This is a genomic window from Raoultella sp. (assembly GCF_039594335.1).
In the GTDB taxonomy this organism is placed as follows: Bacteria; Pseudomonadota; Gammaproteobacteria; order Enterobacterales; family Enterobacteriaceae; genus Klebsiella.
In genome coordinates this window covers 19,845-38,734 of sequence record NZ_JBCNNS010000005.1, presented here as the reverse complement: position 1 = coordinate 38,734, position 18,890 = coordinate 19,845, and the positions used below count along the sequence as shown (strand labels likewise).

At 57.9% G+C, this 18,890-nt stretch carries 13 protein-coding genes and 1 pseudogene; 4 read left to right on the top strand and 10 right to left on the bottom strand.

Annotation, left to right across the window (positions count from 1 at the left end; translation table 11 throughout):
- Positions 1-103: 103 nt before the first annotated feature.
- Positions 104-634, top strand: coding sequence for a citrate lyase holo-[acyl-carrier protein] synthase (gene citX / locus ACZAHD_RS01490; RefSeq protein WP_462455207.1), 531 nt, complete (start codon positions 104-106; stop codon positions 632-634).
- A gap of 65 nt (positions 635-699) precedes the next feature.
- Here citX and rluA read toward each other — a convergent pair whose 3' ends face one another.
- The 6 genes from rluA to araB form a co-directional block, all read right to left on the bottom strand.
- Entirely contained in the window at positions 700-1,359 is a 660-nt protein-coding gene (gene rluA, locus ACZAHD_RS01485) for a bifunctional tRNA pseudouridine(32) synthase/23S rRNA pseudouridine(746) synthase RluA (protein WP_462455206.1), read from the bottom strand.
- Positions 1,360-1,371: 12 nt separating this feature from the next.
- Positions 1,372-4,278: an RNA polymerase-associated protein RapA gene (rapA, locus tag ACZAHD_RS01480; RefSeq protein ID WP_462455205.1), complete on the bottom strand. Its 2,907-nt coding sequence runs from the start codon at positions 4,276-4,278 to the stop codon at positions 1,372-1,374.
- A gap of 188 nt (positions 4,279-4,466) precedes the next feature.
- Positions 4,467-6,824: a DNA polymerase II gene (gene polB / locus ACZAHD_RS01475; protein WP_462455204.1), complete on the bottom strand. Its 2,358-nt coding sequence runs from the start codon at positions 6,822-6,824 to the stop codon at positions 4,467-4,469.
- Positions 6,825-7,017: 193 nt separating this feature from the next.
- Positions 7,018-7,713 carry an L-ribulose-5-phosphate 4-epimerase gene (gene araD, locus ACZAHD_RS01470; protein ID WP_462455203.1) on the bottom strand — a complete coding sequence of 232 codons (696 nt, stop codon included), beginning with the start codon at positions 7,711-7,713 and terminating at the stop codon, positions 7,018-7,020.
- A gap of 100 nt (positions 7,714-7,813) precedes the next feature.
- A complete protein-coding gene (gene araA / locus ACZAHD_RS01465) occupies positions 7,814-9,316 on the bottom strand; it encodes an L-arabinose isomerase (protein WP_462455202.1) in 1,503 nt (500 codons plus the stop codon).
- 10 nt (positions 9,317-9,326) lie between these two features.
- Positions 9,327-11,036 carry a ribulokinase gene (araB, locus tag ACZAHD_RS01460; RefSeq protein ID WP_462455201.1) on the bottom strand — a complete coding sequence of 570 codons (1,710 nt, stop codon included), beginning with the start codon at positions 11,034-11,036 and terminating at the stop codon, positions 9,327-9,329.
- A gap of 337 nt (positions 11,037-11,373) precedes the next feature.
- Between araB and araC the strand changes: the two genes are divergently transcribed.
- Complete coding sequence (araC, locus tag ACZAHD_RS01455; protein WP_462455200.1) at positions 11,374-12,219, top strand: arabinose operon transcriptional regulator AraC; 846 nt, start codon at positions 11,374-11,376, stop codon at positions 12,217-12,219.
- Positions 12,220-12,539: 320 nt separating this feature from the next.
- Positions 12,540-13,304, top strand: a complete 765-nt coding sequence (locus tag ACZAHD_RS01450) for a DedA family protein (RefSeq protein ID WP_462455237.1) — start codon at positions 12,540-12,542, stop codon at positions 13,302-13,304.
- Here ACZAHD_RS01450 and thiQ read toward each other — a convergent pair.
- The 4 genes from thiQ to sgrR all read right to left on the bottom strand — a co-directional run bounded on the left by thiQ (position 13,291) and on the right by sgrR (position 18,638).
- On the bottom strand, positions 13,291-13,992 hold the full coding sequence (gene thiQ, locus ACZAHD_RS01445) for a thiamine ABC transporter ATP-binding protein ThiQ (RefSeq protein ID WP_462455199.1): 702 nt from the start codon (positions 13,990-13,992) through the stop codon (positions 13,291-13,293). The two genes, ACZAHD_RS01450 and thiQ, sit on opposite strands and share 14 nt — an antisense overlap.
- The gene (thiP, locus tag ACZAHD_RS01440; RefSeq protein WP_462455198.1) at positions 13,976-15,586 is read right to left on the bottom strand and encodes a thiamine/thiamine pyrophosphate ABC transporter permease ThiP; all 1,611 of its coding nucleotides are present in this window, start codon (positions 15,584-15,586) and stop codon (positions 13,976-13,978) included. Before thiP ends, thiQ begins: the two co-directional genes overlap by 17 nt.
- Positions 15,562-16,545: a thiamine ABC transporter substrate binding subunit gene (gene thiB, locus ACZAHD_RS01435; protein WP_462455197.1), complete on the bottom strand. Its 984-nt coding sequence runs from the start codon at positions 16,543-16,545 to the stop codon at positions 15,562-15,564. The genes thiP and thiB overlap by 25 nt, the downstream gene beginning before the upstream one ends.
- 437 nt (positions 16,546-16,982) lie before the next feature.
- Complete coding sequence (gene sgrR, locus ACZAHD_RS01430) at positions 16,983-18,638, bottom strand: HTH-type transcriptional regulator SgrR (protein WP_462455196.1); 1,656 nt, start codon at positions 18,636-18,638, stop codon at positions 16,983-16,985.
- 90 nt (positions 18,639-18,728) lie between these two features.
- On the opposite strand from sgrR, the pseudogene ACZAHD_RS01425 reads away from it, so the two are divergent.
- A pseudogene (locus ACZAHD_RS01425) lies at positions 18,729-18,879 on the top strand (glucose uptake inhibitor SgrT).
- The last annotated feature ends 11 nt before the right edge of the window (positions 18,880-18,890 follow it).

Below are 18,890 nucleotides of genomic sequence, written 5' to 3'. Positions count from 1 at the left end.
GTGTCCTAAATTCTGTTCGTTTAGCGATACAATCAGCGCCGTCATCCGCTATCGCGGCGGCGGCTTTGCCGTTGTCATTTTATCAAGTGTAGGAGAGGAATTAATGTTTGTGGATACTCCCGCCCGTGCGGGCGCCAGCGTAGAAACCGAGCTGGCGACGAAAGCGCAGCGTGCAGCCCGCCAGGCCGAGTGGCTCGGCCATTATCAACAACCGGTCATTGCGCTGACGCTGGTAACGCCGGGCGCGGTAAAAGACAGCATCCGCTATCGCAATATGATGGGCGTGGCACTGCAGGCCTGCGACCAGCTGCTGTGGAAGCGCCGCTGGAAAACGCTGGACCGCCAGGTGCTGTGGTTGCCAACCGGGCCAGAGGCGCTGTGGTGCGTTGAGCATCCTGCCAGCGAAGTCAACGCGCTATGCACGGAGCTGTTACGGACGCATCCGCTTGGCCGCTTATGGAATATTGAGGTGATTTGTCCACAACAAGGCCGTCAGGTGCAGGATGAAAGCACACGTCGTTGCCTGCTGTGTGATGATGCCGCTCAGACTTGCGAGAACCTGCATCGCCATGATGCCGAAGAGGTTGTCGCCCGCGTTGAGCAGATGATTGATGCGTGGTTTGCCCGCGATTAACCGCCGGTATTAAGAACGTGTAGCCCGGGTAAGGCGCGCGAGCCGCCCCCCGGGCTAACGCACGATCAGAAATCGACGGGCGCGCGAAAGGTCATGGTGTTGCCATAGGCCGGATGGGTAATGGTCAGCGTTTCGGCGTGCAGCAGCAGCCGGGGCGCCATCGCCAGCGCTTCCGGCGTCGCATAAAAGCGATCGCCGAGAATCGGATGTCCCAACGCCAGCATATGTACACGCAGCTGGTGCGAACGTCCGGTGATCGGCTTCAGGCGCACGCGGGCGCTGTTATCGTCCGCATACTCCAGCACTTCATATTCAGTTTGCGCCGCTTTGCCGGTTGCGTAACACACCTTCTGCTTTGGCCGGTTTGGCCAGTCGCAGATGAGCGGTAAATCCACCAGCCCTTCCGCTTTTTCCGGATGTCCCCACACGCGGGCGACGTACTGCTTCTTTGGCTCACGCTCGCGAAACTGACGCTTCAGCTCGCGTTCTGCCGCTTTCGTCAGCGCCACCACAATCACGCCGCTGGTGGCCATGTCGAGGCGGTGCACCGACTCGGCCTGCGGGAAGTCGCGCTGCACGCGCGTCATCACGCTGTCTTTATGCTCCTCCAGTCTCCCCGGGACGGACAACAAGCCACTCGGCTTGTTGACCACCATAATGTGCTGATCCTGATAGAGGATAACCAGCCAGGGATCCTGTGGCGGATTGTAGTTTTCCATCGCCATATTCGTGTTCCGTTACTGGTGGGTGACCACGATTAAGCGCAGCGCGTCGAGACGCCAGCCAGCCTGTGCCAGCGCGTCCATTACCTGCTGACGGTTACTCTCGATGGCGGAAAGCTCGTCGTCACGGATGTTCGGGTTAACCGCTTTTAACGCTTCCAGGCGAGAGAGTTCCGCCGACAGCTTGTCATTGGCTTCATCGCGGGCTGCGTCGATCAGCGCCTGCGCGGCTTTGGCGACCTGCGCCTCACCGAGCTGGAGGATCGCATGCACGTCCTGCTGTACCGCGTTGACCAGTTTGCTGCCGGTATGGCGGTTGACGGCGCTCAGCTGGCGGTTGAAGCTTTCAAACTCCACCTGACCGGCGAGGTTATTGCCGTTTTTATCCAGCAGCATACGCACCGGTGTTGCCGGCAGGAAGCGGTTAAGCTGCAACTGCTTCGGTGCCTGAGCTTCCACCACGTAAATCAGCTCCAGCAGCAGCGTACCGACTGGCAGCGCCTTGTTCTTCAGCAGGGAGAGGGTGCTGCTGCCGGTATCACCGGAGAGGATAAGATCCAGACCGTTGATAATCAGCGGGTGCTCCCAGGTGACGAACTGAGCGTCTTCGCGGGAGAGCGCGACATCACGTTCAAAGGTGATGGTACAACCGTCTTCCGGCAGACCCGGGAAATCCGGAACCAGCATATGATCGGAAGGGGTGAGCACGATCAGGTTCTCACCGCGATCGTCCTGATTGATGCCGACAATATCGAACAGGTTCATGGCAAAGGCGATCAGGTTGGTATCGTCATCCTGCTCTTCAATGCTTTCCGTTAATGCCTGGGCCTGTTCGCCGCCGTTGGAGTGGATCTCCAGCAGGCGGTCGCGACCCTGTTCCAGCTGCGCTTTCAGCGCATCGTGCTGCTGGCGGCAGGTTTTGATCAACTCATCGAAGCCTTCGGTGGTTTCCGGTGCCGCAAGATAATTAATCAGTTCGTTGTGTACGCTGTCGTACACGGTACGGCCGGTCGGGCAGGTATGTTCAAATGCATCCAGGCCTTCGTGGTACCAGCGAACCAGCACGGACTGCGCGGTTCTTTCGAGGTACGGAACGTGGATCTGAATATCGTGCGCCTGGCCGATACGGTCGAGACGGCCAATACGCTGCTCCAGCAGATCCGGGTTGAACGGCAGATCGAACATCACCAGGTTGCTGGCAAACTGGAAGTTACGGCCTTCTGAGCCAATTTCAGAACACAGCAGCACCTGGGCGCCGGTATCTTCTTCGGCGAACCATGCGGCGGCGCGGTCGCGCTCAATGATCGACATCCCTTCATGGAAGACCGCTGCGCGAATTCCTTCGCGTTCGCGCAGAACCTGCTCCAGCTGAAGGGCGGTGGCGGCTTTCGCACAGATCACCAGCACTTTCTGCGAGCGGTGGCTGGTAAGGTAGCCCATCAGCCACTCAACACGCGGATCGAAGTTCCACCAGGTACCGGTATCGCCTTCAAATTCCTGATAAATCTGCTCCGGGTACAGCATATCGCGCGCGCGTTCTTCTGCGGTTTTACGCGTGCCCATAATGCCGGAGACTTTAATCGCCGTCTGATACTGGGTCGGCAGCGGCAGGCGAATGGTGTGCAGTTCGCGTTTCGGGAAGCCTTTGACGCCGTTACGGGTGTTACGGAACAGCACGCGGCTGGTGCCGTGGCGATCCATCAGCATCGAGACCAGTTCCTTGCGTGCGGCCTGGGCATCGTCACGATCGCTGTTAGCGGCCTGCAGCAGCGGTTCAATATCCTGTTCGCCGATCAGATCGCCGAGGGTGTTCAGCTCGGTATCGCTCAACTTGTTGCCGGCCAGCAGCAGCGCGACGGCGTCGGCCACCGGACGATAATTCTGTTGTTCTTCAACGAACTGCTCGAAGTCGTGGAAGCGGTTCGGGTCCAGCAGGCGTAGACGGGCGAAATGGCTTTCCATGCCCAGCTGTTCCGGCGTTGCGGTCAACAGCAGCACGCCTGGTACGCGTTCGGCCAGTTGCTCGATTGCCTGATATTCACGGCTCGGCGCTTCTTCGCTCCACACCAGGTGGTGCGCTTCATCGACGATCATCAGATCCCACTCGGCATCGCACAGGTGTTCAAGGCGCTGTTTGCTGCGGCGCACGAAATCCAGAGAGCAGATAACCAGCTGTTCGGTCTCGAACGGGTTGTAGGCATCGTGCTGGGCTTCGGCATAACGCTCATCGTCAAACAGCGAAAAACGCAGGTTAAAGCGGCGCAGCATCTCAACCAGCCACTGATGCTGCAGGGTTTCCGGGACGATGATCAGCACGCGTTCGGCAGCGCCGGCAAGCAGTTGCTGATGCAGAATCATCCCGGCTTCGATGGTTTTACCCAGACCGACTTCATCGGCCAGCAGTACGCGCGGCGCGTGGCGGCGGCCAACGTCATGGGCGATATGCAACTGGTGGGGAATCAGGCTGGTGCGCTGTCCGCGCAGGCCGCTCCACGGCATCCGGTACTGCTCGCTCTGGTATTTGCGGGCGCGGTAGCGCAGCGCAAAACGGTCCATTCTGTCGATCTGGCCGGCGAACAGTCGGTCCTGCGGTTTGCTGAAGACCAGTTTGCTGTCGAGCAGCACTTCGCGCAGCGTGACGTTGGCCTCTTCGGTATCGAGACGGGTACCGGTGTACGCCAACAGGCCGTTTTCTTCATTAACTTCGTCAACCTGGAGCTGCCAGCCTTCATGGCTGGTGATGGTATCTCCGGGATTAAACATCACGCGGGTGATCGGGGAATCATTGCGCGCGTACAGACGGTTTTCGCCGATGGCAGGGAAAAGCAGGGTCACCATACGCGCATCCAGCGCAACTACCGTCCCTAATCCCAGTTCGCTCTCTGTGTCGCTAATCCAGCGTTGACCAAGTGTAAAAGGCATATATGTTCAGCTCTTGTGTTCTTAAATTGCAGGCAATAGTTGATCATCTCCAGGCAAGCCAGAGAGAGATCAAGATTGGGTCCAGGAATGGAAAGGGCGCTATATTACTGGATGGCAGCTCGTTCGTCACCTCCTCGTCGCCCTTCAATTTGCAGATATGTTGGCTGGAAATTGAAATAGCGAGGAAATTAAAATAGCCCCAGTTGCCCTGTCGCTATTGTAGCAAAATCATCGTCGACAAAGGGAAGTATTCCTTCCGCGACCGGCTGGAGTTGCCTGGACAAATAGTGCTCATAATCGAGCGGCGACAGCTGATAATCCACCGGCTCAGGGCCGCTGGTGGTCCAGACATACTGGATGCTGCCGCGCTGCTGGTACTGCTGCGGCCTGCCGCGCCTGACGTTTTGCTCATCGGCCAGCCGGGCGGCGCGGACGTGCGGCGGCACGTTGCGCTGGTAGTCGGCCAGCGGGCGGCGCAGGCGCTTACGGTAGATCAAGCGATCGTCGAGCTCACCGTTCATCAGTTTATCAATGGTTTCCAGAATATAGTCGCGATAGGGCTGGTGGCGGAAAATACGCAGATACAGCTCCTGCTGGAACTGCTGCGCCAGCGGCGTCCAGTCAGTGCGCACTGTCTCTAGTCCTTTGAAGACCATCCGCTGCGTGTTTCCCTCCTGGATCATCCCGGCGTAGCGTTTTTTGCTGCCGGTATCGGCTCCGCGAATGGTGGGCATTAAAAAGCGGCTGAAGTGGGTTTCAAACTCCAGTTCAAGAGTGCTGGCGAGCTGGTCTTTATTCAGCTCAGTGGCCCACCAGTCGTTGACGAAAGCGACCAGCGAGCGCCCGATTTGCGTCGCCTCTTCTTCGCGATGAGGACGTTTAAGCCAGACGAAGGTGGAGTCGGTATCACCGTAGATAACGTCATAGCCCTGCGACTCGATCAGCGCTTTGGTCTGACGCATAATCGCGTGCCCGCGCATGGTGATAGAAGAAGCCAGACGGGGATCGAAAAAGCGGCATGCGCTGGTCCCGAGCACGCCATAGAAGGCGTTCATAATGATCTTCAGCGCCTGGGAAAGGGGTTTGTTGTGGTGCCGTTTGGCATCATCGCGACCGTGCCAGATTTGCCCGACAATTCCCGGCAGACAATGGTTCTGACGCGAAAAACGGGCGCCGAGAAACCCCTCAGTGCTGTGCGCATTGTCCGGCTGCGCCATCCCTTCGATAAGCCCGACCGGGTCGATCAAAAAGGTGCGGATAATTGAAGGGTAGAGGCTTTTATAATCCAGCACCAGCACCGAATCATACAGACCGGGGCGCGAATCCATGACGTAACCGCCGGGACTGGCCTGCGGCGGCACTTCGCCCAGGTTAGGGGCGACGTAGCCCAGCCGGTGCATGCGTGGAAAATAGAGATGGCTGAAGGCGGCGACGGAACCACCGTGACGATCGGCGGGCAGGCCGTTGACCGTGGCCCGCTCGAGCAGAAACGGCATGATCTCCGTTTTATGGAAGATACGCGTGACCAGCTCGCAGTCCTGCAAATTATAGGTCGCCAGCGCCGGTTTATCCTGGTTGAAGCGGCGGTCGATTTCGTCCATCCGATCCCAGGGATTATCAATCGCTTTCCCCTCGCCGAGCAGCTCACGTGCCACCGCCTCAAGGGAGAACGAGGAGAAGTTCCAGAAGGCGGATTTCAGCGCCTCGATACCGTCAATAATCAGGCGGCCGTTGACTTGGGCAAAGAAGACGCCCTGCTTGAATCCGTGCTCGCGCCACTCCAGTTCCGTATTCCCACGGCCGAGTATCAGCGGAATGCGATAGCGTTCGGCATGCTTTTGCAGGACCCGCAGGTCGAACTGGATAACGTTCCAGCCGATCAGCACATCCGGATCGTGTTCGGCAAACCAGGCATTGAGTTTTTCCAGTAGCTGCGGGCGGCTGGAGACATACTCCAGTTGGAAATCGACGGCGGGAGAGGTCGCCGGTTCCGGCCCGAGCATGTAGACCACCCGCTGCCCGCAGCCTTCCAGCCCGATGCAGTACAGCTCGCCGTGGCGGCTGGTTTCAATATCCAGCGACACCCACTTCAGCGGCGGCCGGTAGTGTGGGTTGGGCTTCATGCGGGCGTTGACCAGCCGCGCGCCGCGCGCGTCGCCTTCGACCCAAACCGGAGCGGTGATGAAGCGTTCCATCAGATAGCGCTCCGGTGGACGGATATCGGCTTCATAAACGGTGATGCCATCTTCACGCAGTTTCTTTTCCAGGCGCATCAACTGGCGATGAGCGCGACAATAGAGGCCAAAAATCGGCTGGCGATGAAAGTCTTTTAAGTTGAGCGGGGCGAGACGCAGGCCGCTTTCGCCCTGTAACAGACGTTCAACCTGGGCGCGTTGCGCTTCGGGAATAAAGGCGACCGACTCCTGCGGCGGCAGGGTGGCCTCAAGCGGGCCCTCGTCGGTGGCAAGCCAGAACGACAGCTCGGTGCCTTGCGGGGTATCCCGCCAGTGACGGGTCAGTAGGAAACCTTCTCGTGGCTGGGTCACGCCGTGTTCTCATCAAATAAAACCAAGCCTGATTATAGCCTGGTTCAAGCGATGATGCTGGGGTTTTATACAGGGGTGGCGTGCGCCATTTCCTGGGGGCGGCGCCTGACGCGTCTGTCCGGGCCACCCGCCCGCAGCTTGCTGTGCGCCAGTAGCCCGGCTAAGCGGAGCGCGAGCCGGGGATATCGTGGGTTTATTGCCCGTAATAGGCTTTCGCGCCGTGCTTGCGCAGATAGTGTTTATCCAGCAGCGTTTGCTGCATATCCGGCAGTTGCGGCGCCAGCTGGCGGCAGAAAATCCCCATATAGGCGATCTCTTCCAGCACGATAGCGTTGTGTACCGCATCTTCGGCGTTTTTCCCCCAGGCGAACGGGCCGTGCGAATGCACCAGAACGCCGGGCATCTGCGCCGGATCAATGCCCTGTTCGCGGAACGTTTCGACGATCACGCGTCCGGTTTCCCACTCATATTCGCCGTTGATTTCCTCATCGGTCATCAGGCGGGTGCAGGGCACCTGACCATAGAAATAATCGGCATGGGTGGTACCGGTTGCCGGAATGGCTTGTCCGGCCTGCGCCCAGATAGTGGCGTGGCGCGAATGGGTATGGACAATTCCGCCCAATGACGGGAAGGCCTGGTAAAGCAGGCGATGGGTCGGCGTATCCGAAGAGGGTTTCTTTTTCCCTTCGACCACTTCGCCGCTTTCAAGACTCACCACCACCATATCGTCGGCGCCCATCACGCTGTAGTCGACGCCCGATGGTTTAATCACCAGAACACCGCACTCGCGATCGACGGCGCTGACGTTGCCCCAGGTGAGAGTGACGAGGTTGTGTTTCGGCAGGGCCAGGTTGGCTTCAAGCACCTGCTGCTTTAATGCTTCGAGCATTGCGTTCTCCTTGCCGGGTGGCGTTTCGCTGACCCGGCCTACAAAACCGCAGTTTGTAGGCCCGGCAAACGAAGTGCCGCCGGGCAATTGTCTACCGTGGTTAACGTTTTGAACCGTAATAAACTTCGTTCCAGCGCAGCGCGTCTTTAAAGGACGGCAGACGGGTTTCGTTATCAATAACCGCCAGTTCGATATCCTGTAGCTCGGCAAACTGACGCATATCGTCGAGCGTCAGCGCGTGGCTGAAGACGGTGTGGTGCGCGCCGCCGGCGATGATCCAGGCTTCAGACGCGGTGTGCAGATCCGGCTGGGCTTTCCACAGCGCGTTGGCAACTGGCAGCTTCGGCAGAGCGTGCGGCGTCGATACCGTTTCTATGGTGTTAACCAGCAGGCGGAAACGATCGCCAAGATCGATCAGGCTGGCGACAAGCGCCGGACCGTTTTGCGTGTTGAAGATCAGGCGGGCCGGATCGGCTTTACCACCGATGCCCAGCGGTTGAACGTCGAGGATCGGTTTGTCTGCCGTGGCGATAGTCGGGCAGACTTCCAGCATATGCGAGCCCAGAACCAGATCGTTTCCGTTATCGAAGTGGTAGGTGTAGTCCTCCATAAAAGAGGTGCCGCCCTGCAGACCGGTTGACATCACCTTCATGATGCGAAGCAGAGCGGCGGTTTTCCAGTCGCCTTCGCCGGCAAAGCCATAGCCTTGCTGCATCAGACGCTGTACGGCGAGGCCCGGGAGCTGCTTCAGGCCGTGCAAATCTTCAAACGTGGTGGTGAAGGCATGAAAACCGCCCTGTTCAAGGAAGCGTTTCATCCCCAGCTCAATGCGCGCGGCATCGAGAACATTCTGCCGCTTATCGCCATGGATCTGCGCCACCGGGGTCAGGCGATAGCTGCTTTCATACTCATCCACCAGCGCGTTAATATCCCCCTCGCTGATGCTGTTGACCACCTGAACCAGATCGCCCACCGCCCAGGTATTGACCGAGAAGCCGAATTTGATTTGGGCGGCAACTTTATCGCCATCGGTGACCGCGACTTCACGCATGTTGTCGCCGAAGCGGCAGACTTTCAGATGGCGGGTATCCTGTTTAGAAACCGCCTGACGCATCCAGGCGCCGATGCGCTGATGGGCTTTCTGGTCCTGCCAGTGGCCGGTCACCACGCTGTGCTGCTGGCGCATGCGTGCGCCAATGAAGCCGAACTCGCGGCCGCCGTGCGCGGTCTGGTTGAGGTTCATAAAGTCCATATCGATACTGTCCCACGGCAGCGCCGCGTTGTATTGCGTGTGGAACTGTAGCAGCGGCTTATTGAGGATTGTCAGGCCGTTAATCCACATTTTGGCCGGAGAGAAGGTATGCAGCCACACCAGCATGCCGGCACATTTATCATCATAGTTAGCGTCGCGGCAGATATGGGTAATCTCATCCGGCGTGGTGCCCAGCGGCTTTAACACCAGCTTACACGGCAGCTTTGCTTCCGCATTCAGGCTGTTCACCACATGTTCGGCATGCTTAGTGACCTGACGCAGCGTTTCCGGGCCATACAGATGCTGGCTGCCAATCACGAACCATACTTCGTAGTTATCAAAAATCGTCATTTTCGTGTCCTTAATGGGTGAGAGCTGCCTGAGAACGCGGGGATTTTTCCGCCTTCGCAGCCGAAGGGAGATACTGTTGTTCTGCGCTAACCGACCACTGCTGGTAGCGCTGATAAAGTTGTTCGAAGCGTTGAGCGTGAGCAGGACGCGGCTGTAGGGTGTTTTCGACCTCACTGGCCATGTTGCGCTGGGCCGTTGGAATATCCTGATGCACGCCTGCGGCGACGGCGGCGAAGATCGCCGCGCCGAGCGCGCAGCACTGATCGGAGGCGACGATTTGTAGCGGCCGGTTAAGCACATCACAGCAGGTCTGCATGATGACCTGGTTTTTGCGGGCAATACCGCCCAGTGCCATCACGTTATTGACCGGGATACCCTGTTCGGTGAAGCACTCCATAATGGCGCGCGCGCCGAAGGCGGTGGCTGCGACCAGGCCGCCAAAGAGGGCCGGCGCATCGGTGGCGAGATTCAGATCGGTAATCACCCCCTTCAGGCGCTGGTTGGCATTGGGGGTGCGACGGCCGTTAAACCAGTCCAGAACCACCGGCAAATGTTCCAGCGACGGGTTTTTGGCCCAGGCCTTGGTAAGCGATGGCAGCAGCTGTTTCTGCTGGGCAGCGATCTGCGTTTTCAGTTCCGGATACTGCTGAGCCAGCTGTTCCAGCGGCCAGCCGAGAATACGGCCAAACCAGGCGTAAATATCGCCGAAGGCGGATTGTCCGGCCTCCATACCAATAAAGTCAGGGACCACGCTGCCATCGACCTGTCCGCAGATCCCCTTGACCGTGCGATTGCCCACGCTCTGTTTATCGGCGATCAGAATATCGCAGGTAGAGGTGCCGATGACTTTGACCAGAGCGTTAGGCTGCGCGCCGGCGCCGACAGCGCCCATATGACAGTCGAAGGCGCCGCCGGACAGAATGACGGTTTCCGGCAGGCCCAGGCGCTGTGCCCATTCTGCGCAGAGGGTGCCGACCGGGACATCGGCGGTCCAGGTGTCGCTAAACAGCGGCCATCTCAGGTGCTGGTTGATAATCGGATCGAGCTCATCGAAGAAGCTGGCCGGAGGCAACCCGCCCCAGCTTTCGTGCCACAGTGACTTATGGCCAGCGCTGCAGCGACCGCGACGAATATCCTGTGGGCGGGTGGTGCCGGAAAGCAGGGCGGGAATCCAGTCGCACAGCTCAATCCATGAAGCGGCTGCCTCAGCGACAGCGCTGTCCTCACGGGTGACGTGGAGTATTTTGGCCCAGAACCATTCACTGGAGTAGATACCGCCAATGTAGCGGGAGTAATCCTCTTTGCCCGGCTGATGGCACAGGCGAGTAATGGCTTCCGCCTCTTCGACAGCGGTATGGTCTTTCCACAGCACGAACATGGCATTGGGGTTATCGGCAAACTCTTCGCGCAGTGCCAGGACGTTGCCATCCGCATCGATCGGCGCCGGCGTTGAGCCGGTACTATCGACGCCGATACCCACGACCTCGTCACGCTGTTCGGCGCTTAACAATGCCAACACACTTTTCAGCGCAGCTTCCATCGATTCAATATAGTCGCGCGGATGGTGGCGAAACCGGTTGTTCGGGCCATCGCAAAACAGCCCCTCCTGCCAGCGCGGATACCACTCTACGCTGGTGGCCAGCTCCTCACCGGTGGCACATTCCACTGCCAGTGCGCGTACGGAATCACTACCAAAATCGAGGCCAATCGCAATTGCCATGTTGTTACTCCATGCAGAAAACCATTCATGGTGAAACAGTAGATATTCACGGCAAAAACCGTCAGGCCGTATTCGCTAATCTTATGGATTATTTTGCTATGGCATCGCAAAGTGTGACGCTGTGCAAATATTCAATGTGGACTTTTCTGCCGTATTTATTGACACTTTTGTTATGCGGCAAAAGTGTCTGAATTGTGCGATGCCATCGATTTTTGCTGTGACGATGCGGGTTTTAATCGAAATTTTAACTGGCGTCCCAGTACGGAGAGCGGCGTTGGCAGTACAATATTGAATATGGACAATTGGTTTCCATAATATATCCAGGAGAGCTGAACCTATGGCTGAAACACAAAACGATCCGCTGCTGCCGGGCTATTCGTTTAATGCCCATCTGGTGACGGGGCTGACACCGATTGATGCCGATGGCTATCTGGATTTCTTTATTGACCGCCCGCTCGGCATGAAGGGATATATTCTGAACCTGACGGTGCGTGGTGAAGGGGTGATTAACAATCACGATGAGCAGTTTATTTGCCGACCGGGTGATATTTTGCTCTTTCCGCCGGGAGAAATTCATCACTATGGCCGCCATCCCGATGCCAGCGAATGGTATCACCAGTGGGTCTACTTCCGGCCGCGCGCCTACTGGCATGAATGGTTGAACTGGCCGACTATTTTCGCCCATACCGGTTTTTTCCGCCCTGATGAGCAGTGGCAGACGCGTTTTTGCGAGTTGTTTGGGCAGATCGTTGAGGCCGGCCAGGGGGCCGGACGCTATTCGGAGCTGCTGGCGATCAATTTGCTGGAGCAGTTGCTGTTACGGCGCATGGAGGCGATTAATGAGTCTCTGCATCCGCCGCTGGACAATCGCGTGCGCGATGCCTGCCAGTACATCAGCGATCATCTGGCGGATAGCCATTTCGATATCGCCAGCGTCGCCCAGCATGTCTGCCTGTCTCCTTCGCGCCTGTCCCATCTGTTTCGCCAGCAACTGGGCATCAGCGTGCTGGGGTGGCGGGAAGACCAACGCATCAGCCAGGCGAAGCTGCTGCTCAGCACCACACGTATGCCTATTGCCACGGTAGGGCGCAACGTCGGGTTCGAAGACCAGCTCTACTTTTCGCGGGTGTTTAAGAAATGTACCGGGGCCAGCCCCAGTGAATTCCGCGCGGGGTGTGAATAAAACGTAAATAAAATGAAATGTTGCGCCGGATAATTGTCACAACCAGTAAACTAAACCCTAAATAATTCGAGTTGCAGGACAAGAGGCGAAGCCGAATTGAACAGCGCTTTCGCTGGCCCCGAAGGGGTGAGGCCATAGGCCGAATCACGCGGCAACGCAGGGACTCCCCAAGCGCTTACGCAACTAAGTGACTGGGGTGAGCGAGTATAGCCAACGCTCATGCAACTTGAAGTATGACGGGTATATTCAGACAATTGATGACTTGACGAAGGCGCGACGGCTCCGGAGAATCCGTGCTTCGTTTTGAAACCGGGCACATTATGCAAGCATTGCTGGAACATTTTATCACCCAGTCTACGGTCTATTCCCTGATCGCGGTGATGTTGGTCGCCTTTCTTGAATCACTGGCACTGGTGGGGCTGATATTACCGGGAACGGTGATGATGGCCGGGCTGGGGGCGCTGATTGGCAGCGGAGACGTGAATTTCTGGCAGGCGTGGCTGGCGGGGATTATCGGGTGTTTACTCGGCGACTGGATCTCTTTCTGGCTCGGCTGGCGGTTTAAGAAACCGCTGCACCGTTGGTCTTTTATGAAGAAAAACAAGGCACTGCTGGATAAAACGGAGCATGCGCTGCATCAGCACAGTATGCTCACGATTCTTGTCGGCCGCTTTGTGGGTCCGACGCGGCCGCTGGTGCCGATGGTTGCCGGCATGCTCGATCTTCCGGTGGCGAAGTTTATTCTGCCCAATATTATTGGTTGCCTGCTGTGGCCGCCGCTGTACTTCTTGCCGGGTATTCTGGCCGGCGCGGCCATTGATATCCCCACGAATGAGCACAGTGCCAGCTTCAAGTGGCTGCTGCTGGCCGCCGCGTTGCTGGTTTGGCTGGCCGGTTGGCTGTGCTGGCGCTTGTGGCGCAGCGCGAAAATGCGCGATCGCCTGACGCGACTTTTACCCCGCTCGCGTCTGCTGTGGCTGACGCCGGTGACGGTGGTGCTGGCTGGCGCAGCGTTAACCCTGGTGATTCGTCATCCGCTGATGCCTGTCTATCTCAATATTCTGCACAAGGTTATCGCGCGCTAATGCCTAACAGATGAGATGCGCTGCTGTTGCCGCTGAGTAATGTTTCGGTCGCGCCGTCCCAGGCGATCCGCCCGTCGGCCACCACCAGCGAACGTGGCGCGATGCGGGCGGCATCTTCCACACTATGTGACACCATCAGCAGCGTCAGATTTTGACGCTGACAGACATCACTCACCAGCGTCAGCATCTCCTGGCGCAATGCGGGGTCGAGTGCGGAAAAAGGCTCGTCCAGCAGCAGGACCGGCTGTTCCCGGACCAGGCAGCGCGCCAGCGCCACACGTTGGCGCTGGCCGCCGGAGAGTTCGTCCGGCAATCTGTCCAGCAGTGAACCGATACTCATTTGCCCGGCTATCGTCTGCAGGCTGGCGGTTTGCGCCGCGTTAAGCTTCAGCCCCGGATGCATCCCGAGACCGATATTCTGGCGGACGGTAAGATGATGAAAGAGATTGTTTTCCTGAAACAGCATCGATACCGGTCGCCGGGCTGGCGGCGTATGGGTATGAAGCTGGTCGTTAATCAGAATAGTGCCGCTCACCGGGGGTAAAAAACCAGCGATCAGATTGAGCAGGGTGCTTTTTCCCGCGCCGCTTGGGCCGAGCACGGCGAGACGTTCCCCCTGCTGGACGGAGAGCGTGAAGCGCATCGGCAGATGCTGGTAAAGCCAGGTCACATCATTCAGTTTTAACATCACGTCCCGGAAGTTTCTCAATCACGGTAAAGAGTAAAAAGCACAGCAGCAGTAGCAGCAGGGCGGTGACGGCACCGTCCTGGCTACGATAAGAGCCAATTTGCTGGTACAGATAGAACGGTAGTGTACGAAATTGTTCGTTACCGAACAGCGCCACGGCGCCGAAATCGCCGATGGACAGTACGCAGGCAAACGCCAGCGCCTGGGCCAGCGGCCGCTTTAATGCGCGCAATTCGACGACCCTCAGGCGGGTAAAACCGCTCATGCCTAAAGAGTGACAGAGCATACCGTAGCGTGCGGCAATATCGCGCATCGGGTTTTCCAGTACCTTCAGGGCATAGGGGATCGCCATCAGCGCATTGGTGAAGATCACAATACCGTCGGCGGATGCCGGCAGTCCAACGCTGTTATTGAGCAGCAAAAAGAAGCCCGTCGCCAGCACGATGCCTGGCATCGCAAGGATCAGCATCCCGCTGAGCTCCAACGTCTGGCCCGCCAGCGGGCGGTTACGCAGACGCAGTTCACGACTGCTCCACAGTAGCATCATCGTCAGCATGACGCTGAGCAGACCGGCGGAAACCGCGATGCGTAACGAGGTGCAGAATGCCTGCCACAGCGCGGGCTGCGCCAGGACGCTGAGCAGCTTGTGATTCAGTCCGTCGGCGACGACCGCCAGCAGCGGGGGCAGCAGTAACAGCAGCGTGAGAACAATCAGCGCGGTATCGGCCAGTCGACTGTGCAGGCGATCGTCCGGATCGCGCCAGCCGTGAACCTGGGTCGTGCCAATAGCAACGGCCTTGCTCAGGCGCTGGGCGAGAAGGACCAGCCCGAGGCAGCAGACCAGCTGGATCAGCGCCAGCATCGCCGCACGCGCCGGGTCATAATCAAAGTTCAGCGCCTGGTAGATAGCCAGCTCAATCGTGGTAGCCCGTGGGCCGCCGCCGAGCGACAGTACGGTCGCGAAGCTGGCGAAGCAGAGCATAAAGATCAGTGCCGCGACGGGGGGAATTTGCCGCCGTAACCAGGGCCACTCCACCAGTCGGAAAAAGGGGTAGCCGCGCATACCCAGTTGAGCGGCGATCTGGCGCTGCTCTCCGGGGATATTCTCCAGCGCCTGCAGCAGCAGCCGGGTTGCCATCGGCATATTGAAAAAAACGTGCGCCAGCAGGATGCCTTGCAGTCCATACGGCGAGAAATCCCACTGCCAGCCGATGGCGTTAAACAGTGTCGCCAGCCAGCCCTGACGGCCATAGACGCTGAGAATGCCAAAGACGGCGACCAGTACCGGCAGAATCAGCGTCATGGCGTACAGGCGCAGCAACAGCGTGCGACCCGGGAAGCGACGACGATACAGGGCGCGGGCGAGAAAAATCGCCGGCACGACGGAGAAGAGCGCGGAGAGAAACGCCTGCCAGAAAGAGAAACGGATAATGTGCCACAGATAGCTGTCGCTGAAAATTGAGCGCCACGCCGCCTCCGGCGCACTGCCCCAGAGCGCCAGAAACGCGGCCAGGGCGACGGCGACCAGCAGCGCGGCGGCCGTCAGACCTGGTACCAGCCAGCCGAAATTTAGCGGCTGACGGCGCGTTGCCATGCATTAATCCAGTTCTGACGTTCTGCGGCGATCTGCTGCGGGGAATATTCAAGCGTGGTTTGTGGTTTCGGTAATGTGGCAAAAGCCGCGGGTAACGTAACCTGGGTGACCGGATACATCCAGTTGCCGGTCGGGATGGCATTCTGGAAGGCTGGAGACACCATGAACTTGAGGAATTTTTCCGCCAGCTCCGGTTGTTTGCTGGCGGCGGTACGCGCGGCGACTTCCACCTGCAGATAGTGGCCTTCGGCGAAACTGGCGGCCGCGTACTGGTCTTTTTTCTCTTCAATGATGTGGTAGGCCGGCGATGTGGTGTAACTAAGAACCAGATCGCTTTCCCCTTTGAGGAACAGACCGTAGGCTTCGCTCCAGCCTTTGGTGACGGTGACGGTTTTTGCCGCCAGCTTTTGCCAGGCTTCCGGCGACTTCTCGCCATACACTTTTTGCATCCACAGCAGCAGCCCCAGGCCCGGAGTGCTGGTGCGGGGATCTTCGTAGATCACGCGCCATTTTTGATCGCTTTCCACCAGCTCTTTCAGGCTTTTCGGCGGGTTTTTCAGCTTGTTTTTGTCGTAGACGAAGGCGAAATAGCCGTAATCAAACGGCACAAACGTGTCGTTATCCCAGCCGCCCGGTACCGTGACTGCGCTGGCCGGTACCTGGCTTTTGGCGAACAATTTGCTCTGCGTAGCCGCTTCCAGCAGGTTGTTGTCCAGCCCGAGCACCACATCGGCTTTGCTATTCTTGCCTTCCATCCGCAGACGATTAAGCAACGAAACGCCATCTTCCAGCGCCACGAACTTCAGTTCACAGTTGCAGTCGGCTTCAAAGGCTTTTTTCACGACCGGTCCTGGGCCCCAGTCTGCCGAAAAGGAGTCATAGGTGTAGACGGTGAGTACAGGTTTAGCAAACGCGGGAGCGGCGACCAGCGCCAGCAGCGGGAGTAATTTTTTCAACACTTTGCACCTCATAAAAAAGGGGGGGCAAAGGATTTTGAGGGGGCCTCAAATCCCTTCGCCGGCGTTATCCGGATCAGGTTCGACGGGTATTTTCTCAGCCTATACACTTCATCCTTCGCGCTGCCTCTGCGTTAGCATCGCGTGTTCACCCCAGTCACATAGTTATCTATGCTCCCGGGGATTCACCCGCTTGCTGCCTTGATGCAACCCGAATGAGATTGTGTATACACACTTCATCCCTCGCGCTGCCTCTGCGTTAGCATCGCGTGTTCACCCCAGTCACATAGTTATCTATGCTCCCGGGGATTCACCCGCTTGCTGCCTTGATGCAACTCGAATGAGATTGTGTACGTATATCAGCACCCCGTTGAGAACGGCGATAGTGTAATGATTTTGTGAACTAACGGAAAGCGCTTCAGCGCCTGCCGGGAGGGCAATCAGGGATCCGGCGGCGCAAACCATGCGGATTTGAAATCAAACCAGCCTAGCGTATTCATTCGTACGCCACGCATACTGCGCTGTCCCTGGATCATCAGCCAGTGGTGGATCAGCGGTACGATGGTTTGATTGGCCAGCAACTGCTGGCTCCAGGTGGCCGGGTTTAGCTCGCCTGCGTGCCAGCGGCGGGCATCCTGTTCCCAGTCCACAGGAATACAATGCCGGATCAGCGGGACCTCATACAGCCAGGCAAACAGAGAAAAATCAATCGGTAGGGTAAAGTTGGCGCTGTTCAACCAGACATCGCTCACTACCTCGCCACGGTGCCACTCTTCGTATTCCAGCTCCTGAATCTCCAGCTTGACCTGATGCTCCGCCAGCAGCGTCGCCATGATCCCGCCCATCACGCGGTGTTCGACGTGATCCCGGTAGTAGGTGAGGGTGACAGATTCCAGTCCCGGCGGTTTTTCACAGGCATGACTCCGGGCGTGGTGCCAGCGGGGCAGAAGACCGTAGGCCGGGAACCAGTTGCCCTGATACTGTTCACCGGCGTGATAAAGCAGATTGGCGGGCTGTAACAGATAGCTGAGCCACTGGCGAACCGCGAGATTGCTGCCCAGGGGACTGCGGGCATCAAACAGCAGATAGTAGCACCCTTCTTCCAGTCTGCTCTCGACCGCTTTCTCACTTTGTGTGGTGCCCTGTAGCGTCAGACCGCCGTTGGGCTCTTCGCTAATCTCTGGCAGGACCCAGACGTTAACTTCATCAATTAACGCCCGGTAGCCGAAATAATCGTCAAAAGCATGGATCTTCAGCTGGTTTTGATTGTTGCGAACCACCGCATAAGGCCCGGTACCTACTGGCATTGCAGGGAAATTCTCCATCGACTGCCATTCACGCGGCAATACGACAGCCGACACCTGGCCGAACAGCCACGGTAGCCAGCGATCGGGCTGCGTCAGATGTATATCCAGCGTCCAGGCGGTGGGCGAGACAATACGTTCAATATGTGAGTAGAGCGGCAAGGCGTTGCTGCGCTGCAGCGAGGCAATCACATCCTCCATCTCCAGTTCTCTCCCGTGGTGGAAATGAATGCCGGGGCGGAGAAAAAAACGCCAGTGGGTGGGGGAGATCTGCTGCCAGTGGTGGGCAATATCGGCTTCCAGTTCCCCGTTTTCCTCATTTACCCGCGTTAACGCGCTGAAGATTTGCCTGGCGATATGATTTTCCGAGCGGCGCAGCGCGCTACCGGGGAGCAGGTTTTTCATCGGCCGGTAGTAGAGTACGCGCAGAATATGCCGTCCCTGCCGGAAGCTGCGACCCAGATGCGAGATCAGCATCTGGCGGACGGTGGCTTTGTCGCCCACCAGTTGGACCAGCTGATCGATACGATCCTGTTCCAGCAGATCCTCGGCCCGCTGCTGCTGCAGCGCCAGACCGGTATACAGGAAAGCCAGCTTTGAACGCTTGCCGCGCCCGGCTTCCGCTTCCCAGGTTAACCAGCCGCGCTCTTCCATCATATTGAGCAGTGTGCGCATGTGGCGCCGGGAACAGCAGAGCATCTCCGCCAGCTCATTGAGGGTTGTCTCCTGCGATTTACCTTCGCAGCACTGCCATAAGCGGATGAACTGTTGTTGCAGACGAGCAGAAGACATAAAAGAGGAACTCCTGATGAAAACTCAGCAATTTATTAATCCCTATATTAGGCCAATAATGCATTCCGATGAAGCGAGGAGGTGAAGAGGATGAGGTCTACCGCGAAACAGTTCGACCAACGCGACTTTTTCTGCGACGCAGGATGTGTCATGGCTGGCCCGCCTGATGGCAGGGAGACAGCAGAAAATGTCTGACGAACTGATGCACTGGGGAGTGACGTCACAGACCTCGGATCACTGACTTGCCCACAT

Bases quoted from the DNA above. Each gene is read 5' to 3' on its own strand.
- rluA (WP_462455206.1), bottom strand. From the start codon at position 1,359: ATGGCGATGGAAAACTACAATCCGCCACAGGATCCCTGGCTGGTTATC.
- araD (WP_462455203.1), bottom strand. From the start codon at position 7,713: ATGCTCGAAGCATTAAAGCAGCAGGTGCTTGAAGCCAACCTGGCCCTG.
- sgrR (WP_462455196.1), bottom strand. From the start codon at position 18,638: ATGTCTTCTGCTCGTCTGCAACAACAGTTCATCCGCTTATGGCAGTGC.
- araB (WP_462455201.1), bottom strand. From the start codon at position 11,036: ATGGCAATTGCGATTGGCCTCGATTTTGGTAGTGATTCCGTACGCGCA.
- araA (WP_462455202.1), bottom strand. From the start codon at position 9,316: ATGACGATTTTTGATAACTACGAAGTATGGTTCGTGATTGGCAGCCAG.
- citX (WP_462455207.1), top strand. From the start codon at position 104: ATGTTTGTGGATACTCCCGCCCGTGCGGGCGCCAGCGTAGAAACCGAG.
- ACZAHD_RS01450 (WP_462455237.1), top strand. From the start codon at position 12,540: ATGCAAGCATTGCTGGAACATTTTATCACCCAGTCTACGGTCTATTCC.
- thiP (WP_462455198.1), bottom strand. From the start codon at position 15,586: ATGGCAACGCGCCGTCAGCCGCTAAATTTCGGCTGGCTGGTACCAGGT.
- thiQ (WP_462455199.1), bottom strand. From the start codon at position 13,992: ATGTTAAAACTGAATGATGTGACCTGGCTTTACCAGCATCTGCCGATG.
- araC (WP_462455200.1), top strand. From the start codon at position 11,374: ATGGCTGAAACACAAAACGATCCGCTGCTGCCGGGCTATTCGTTTAAT.
- rapA (WP_462455205.1), bottom strand. From the start codon at position 4,278: ATGCCTTTTACACTTGGTCAACGCTGGATTAGCGACACAGAGAGCGAA.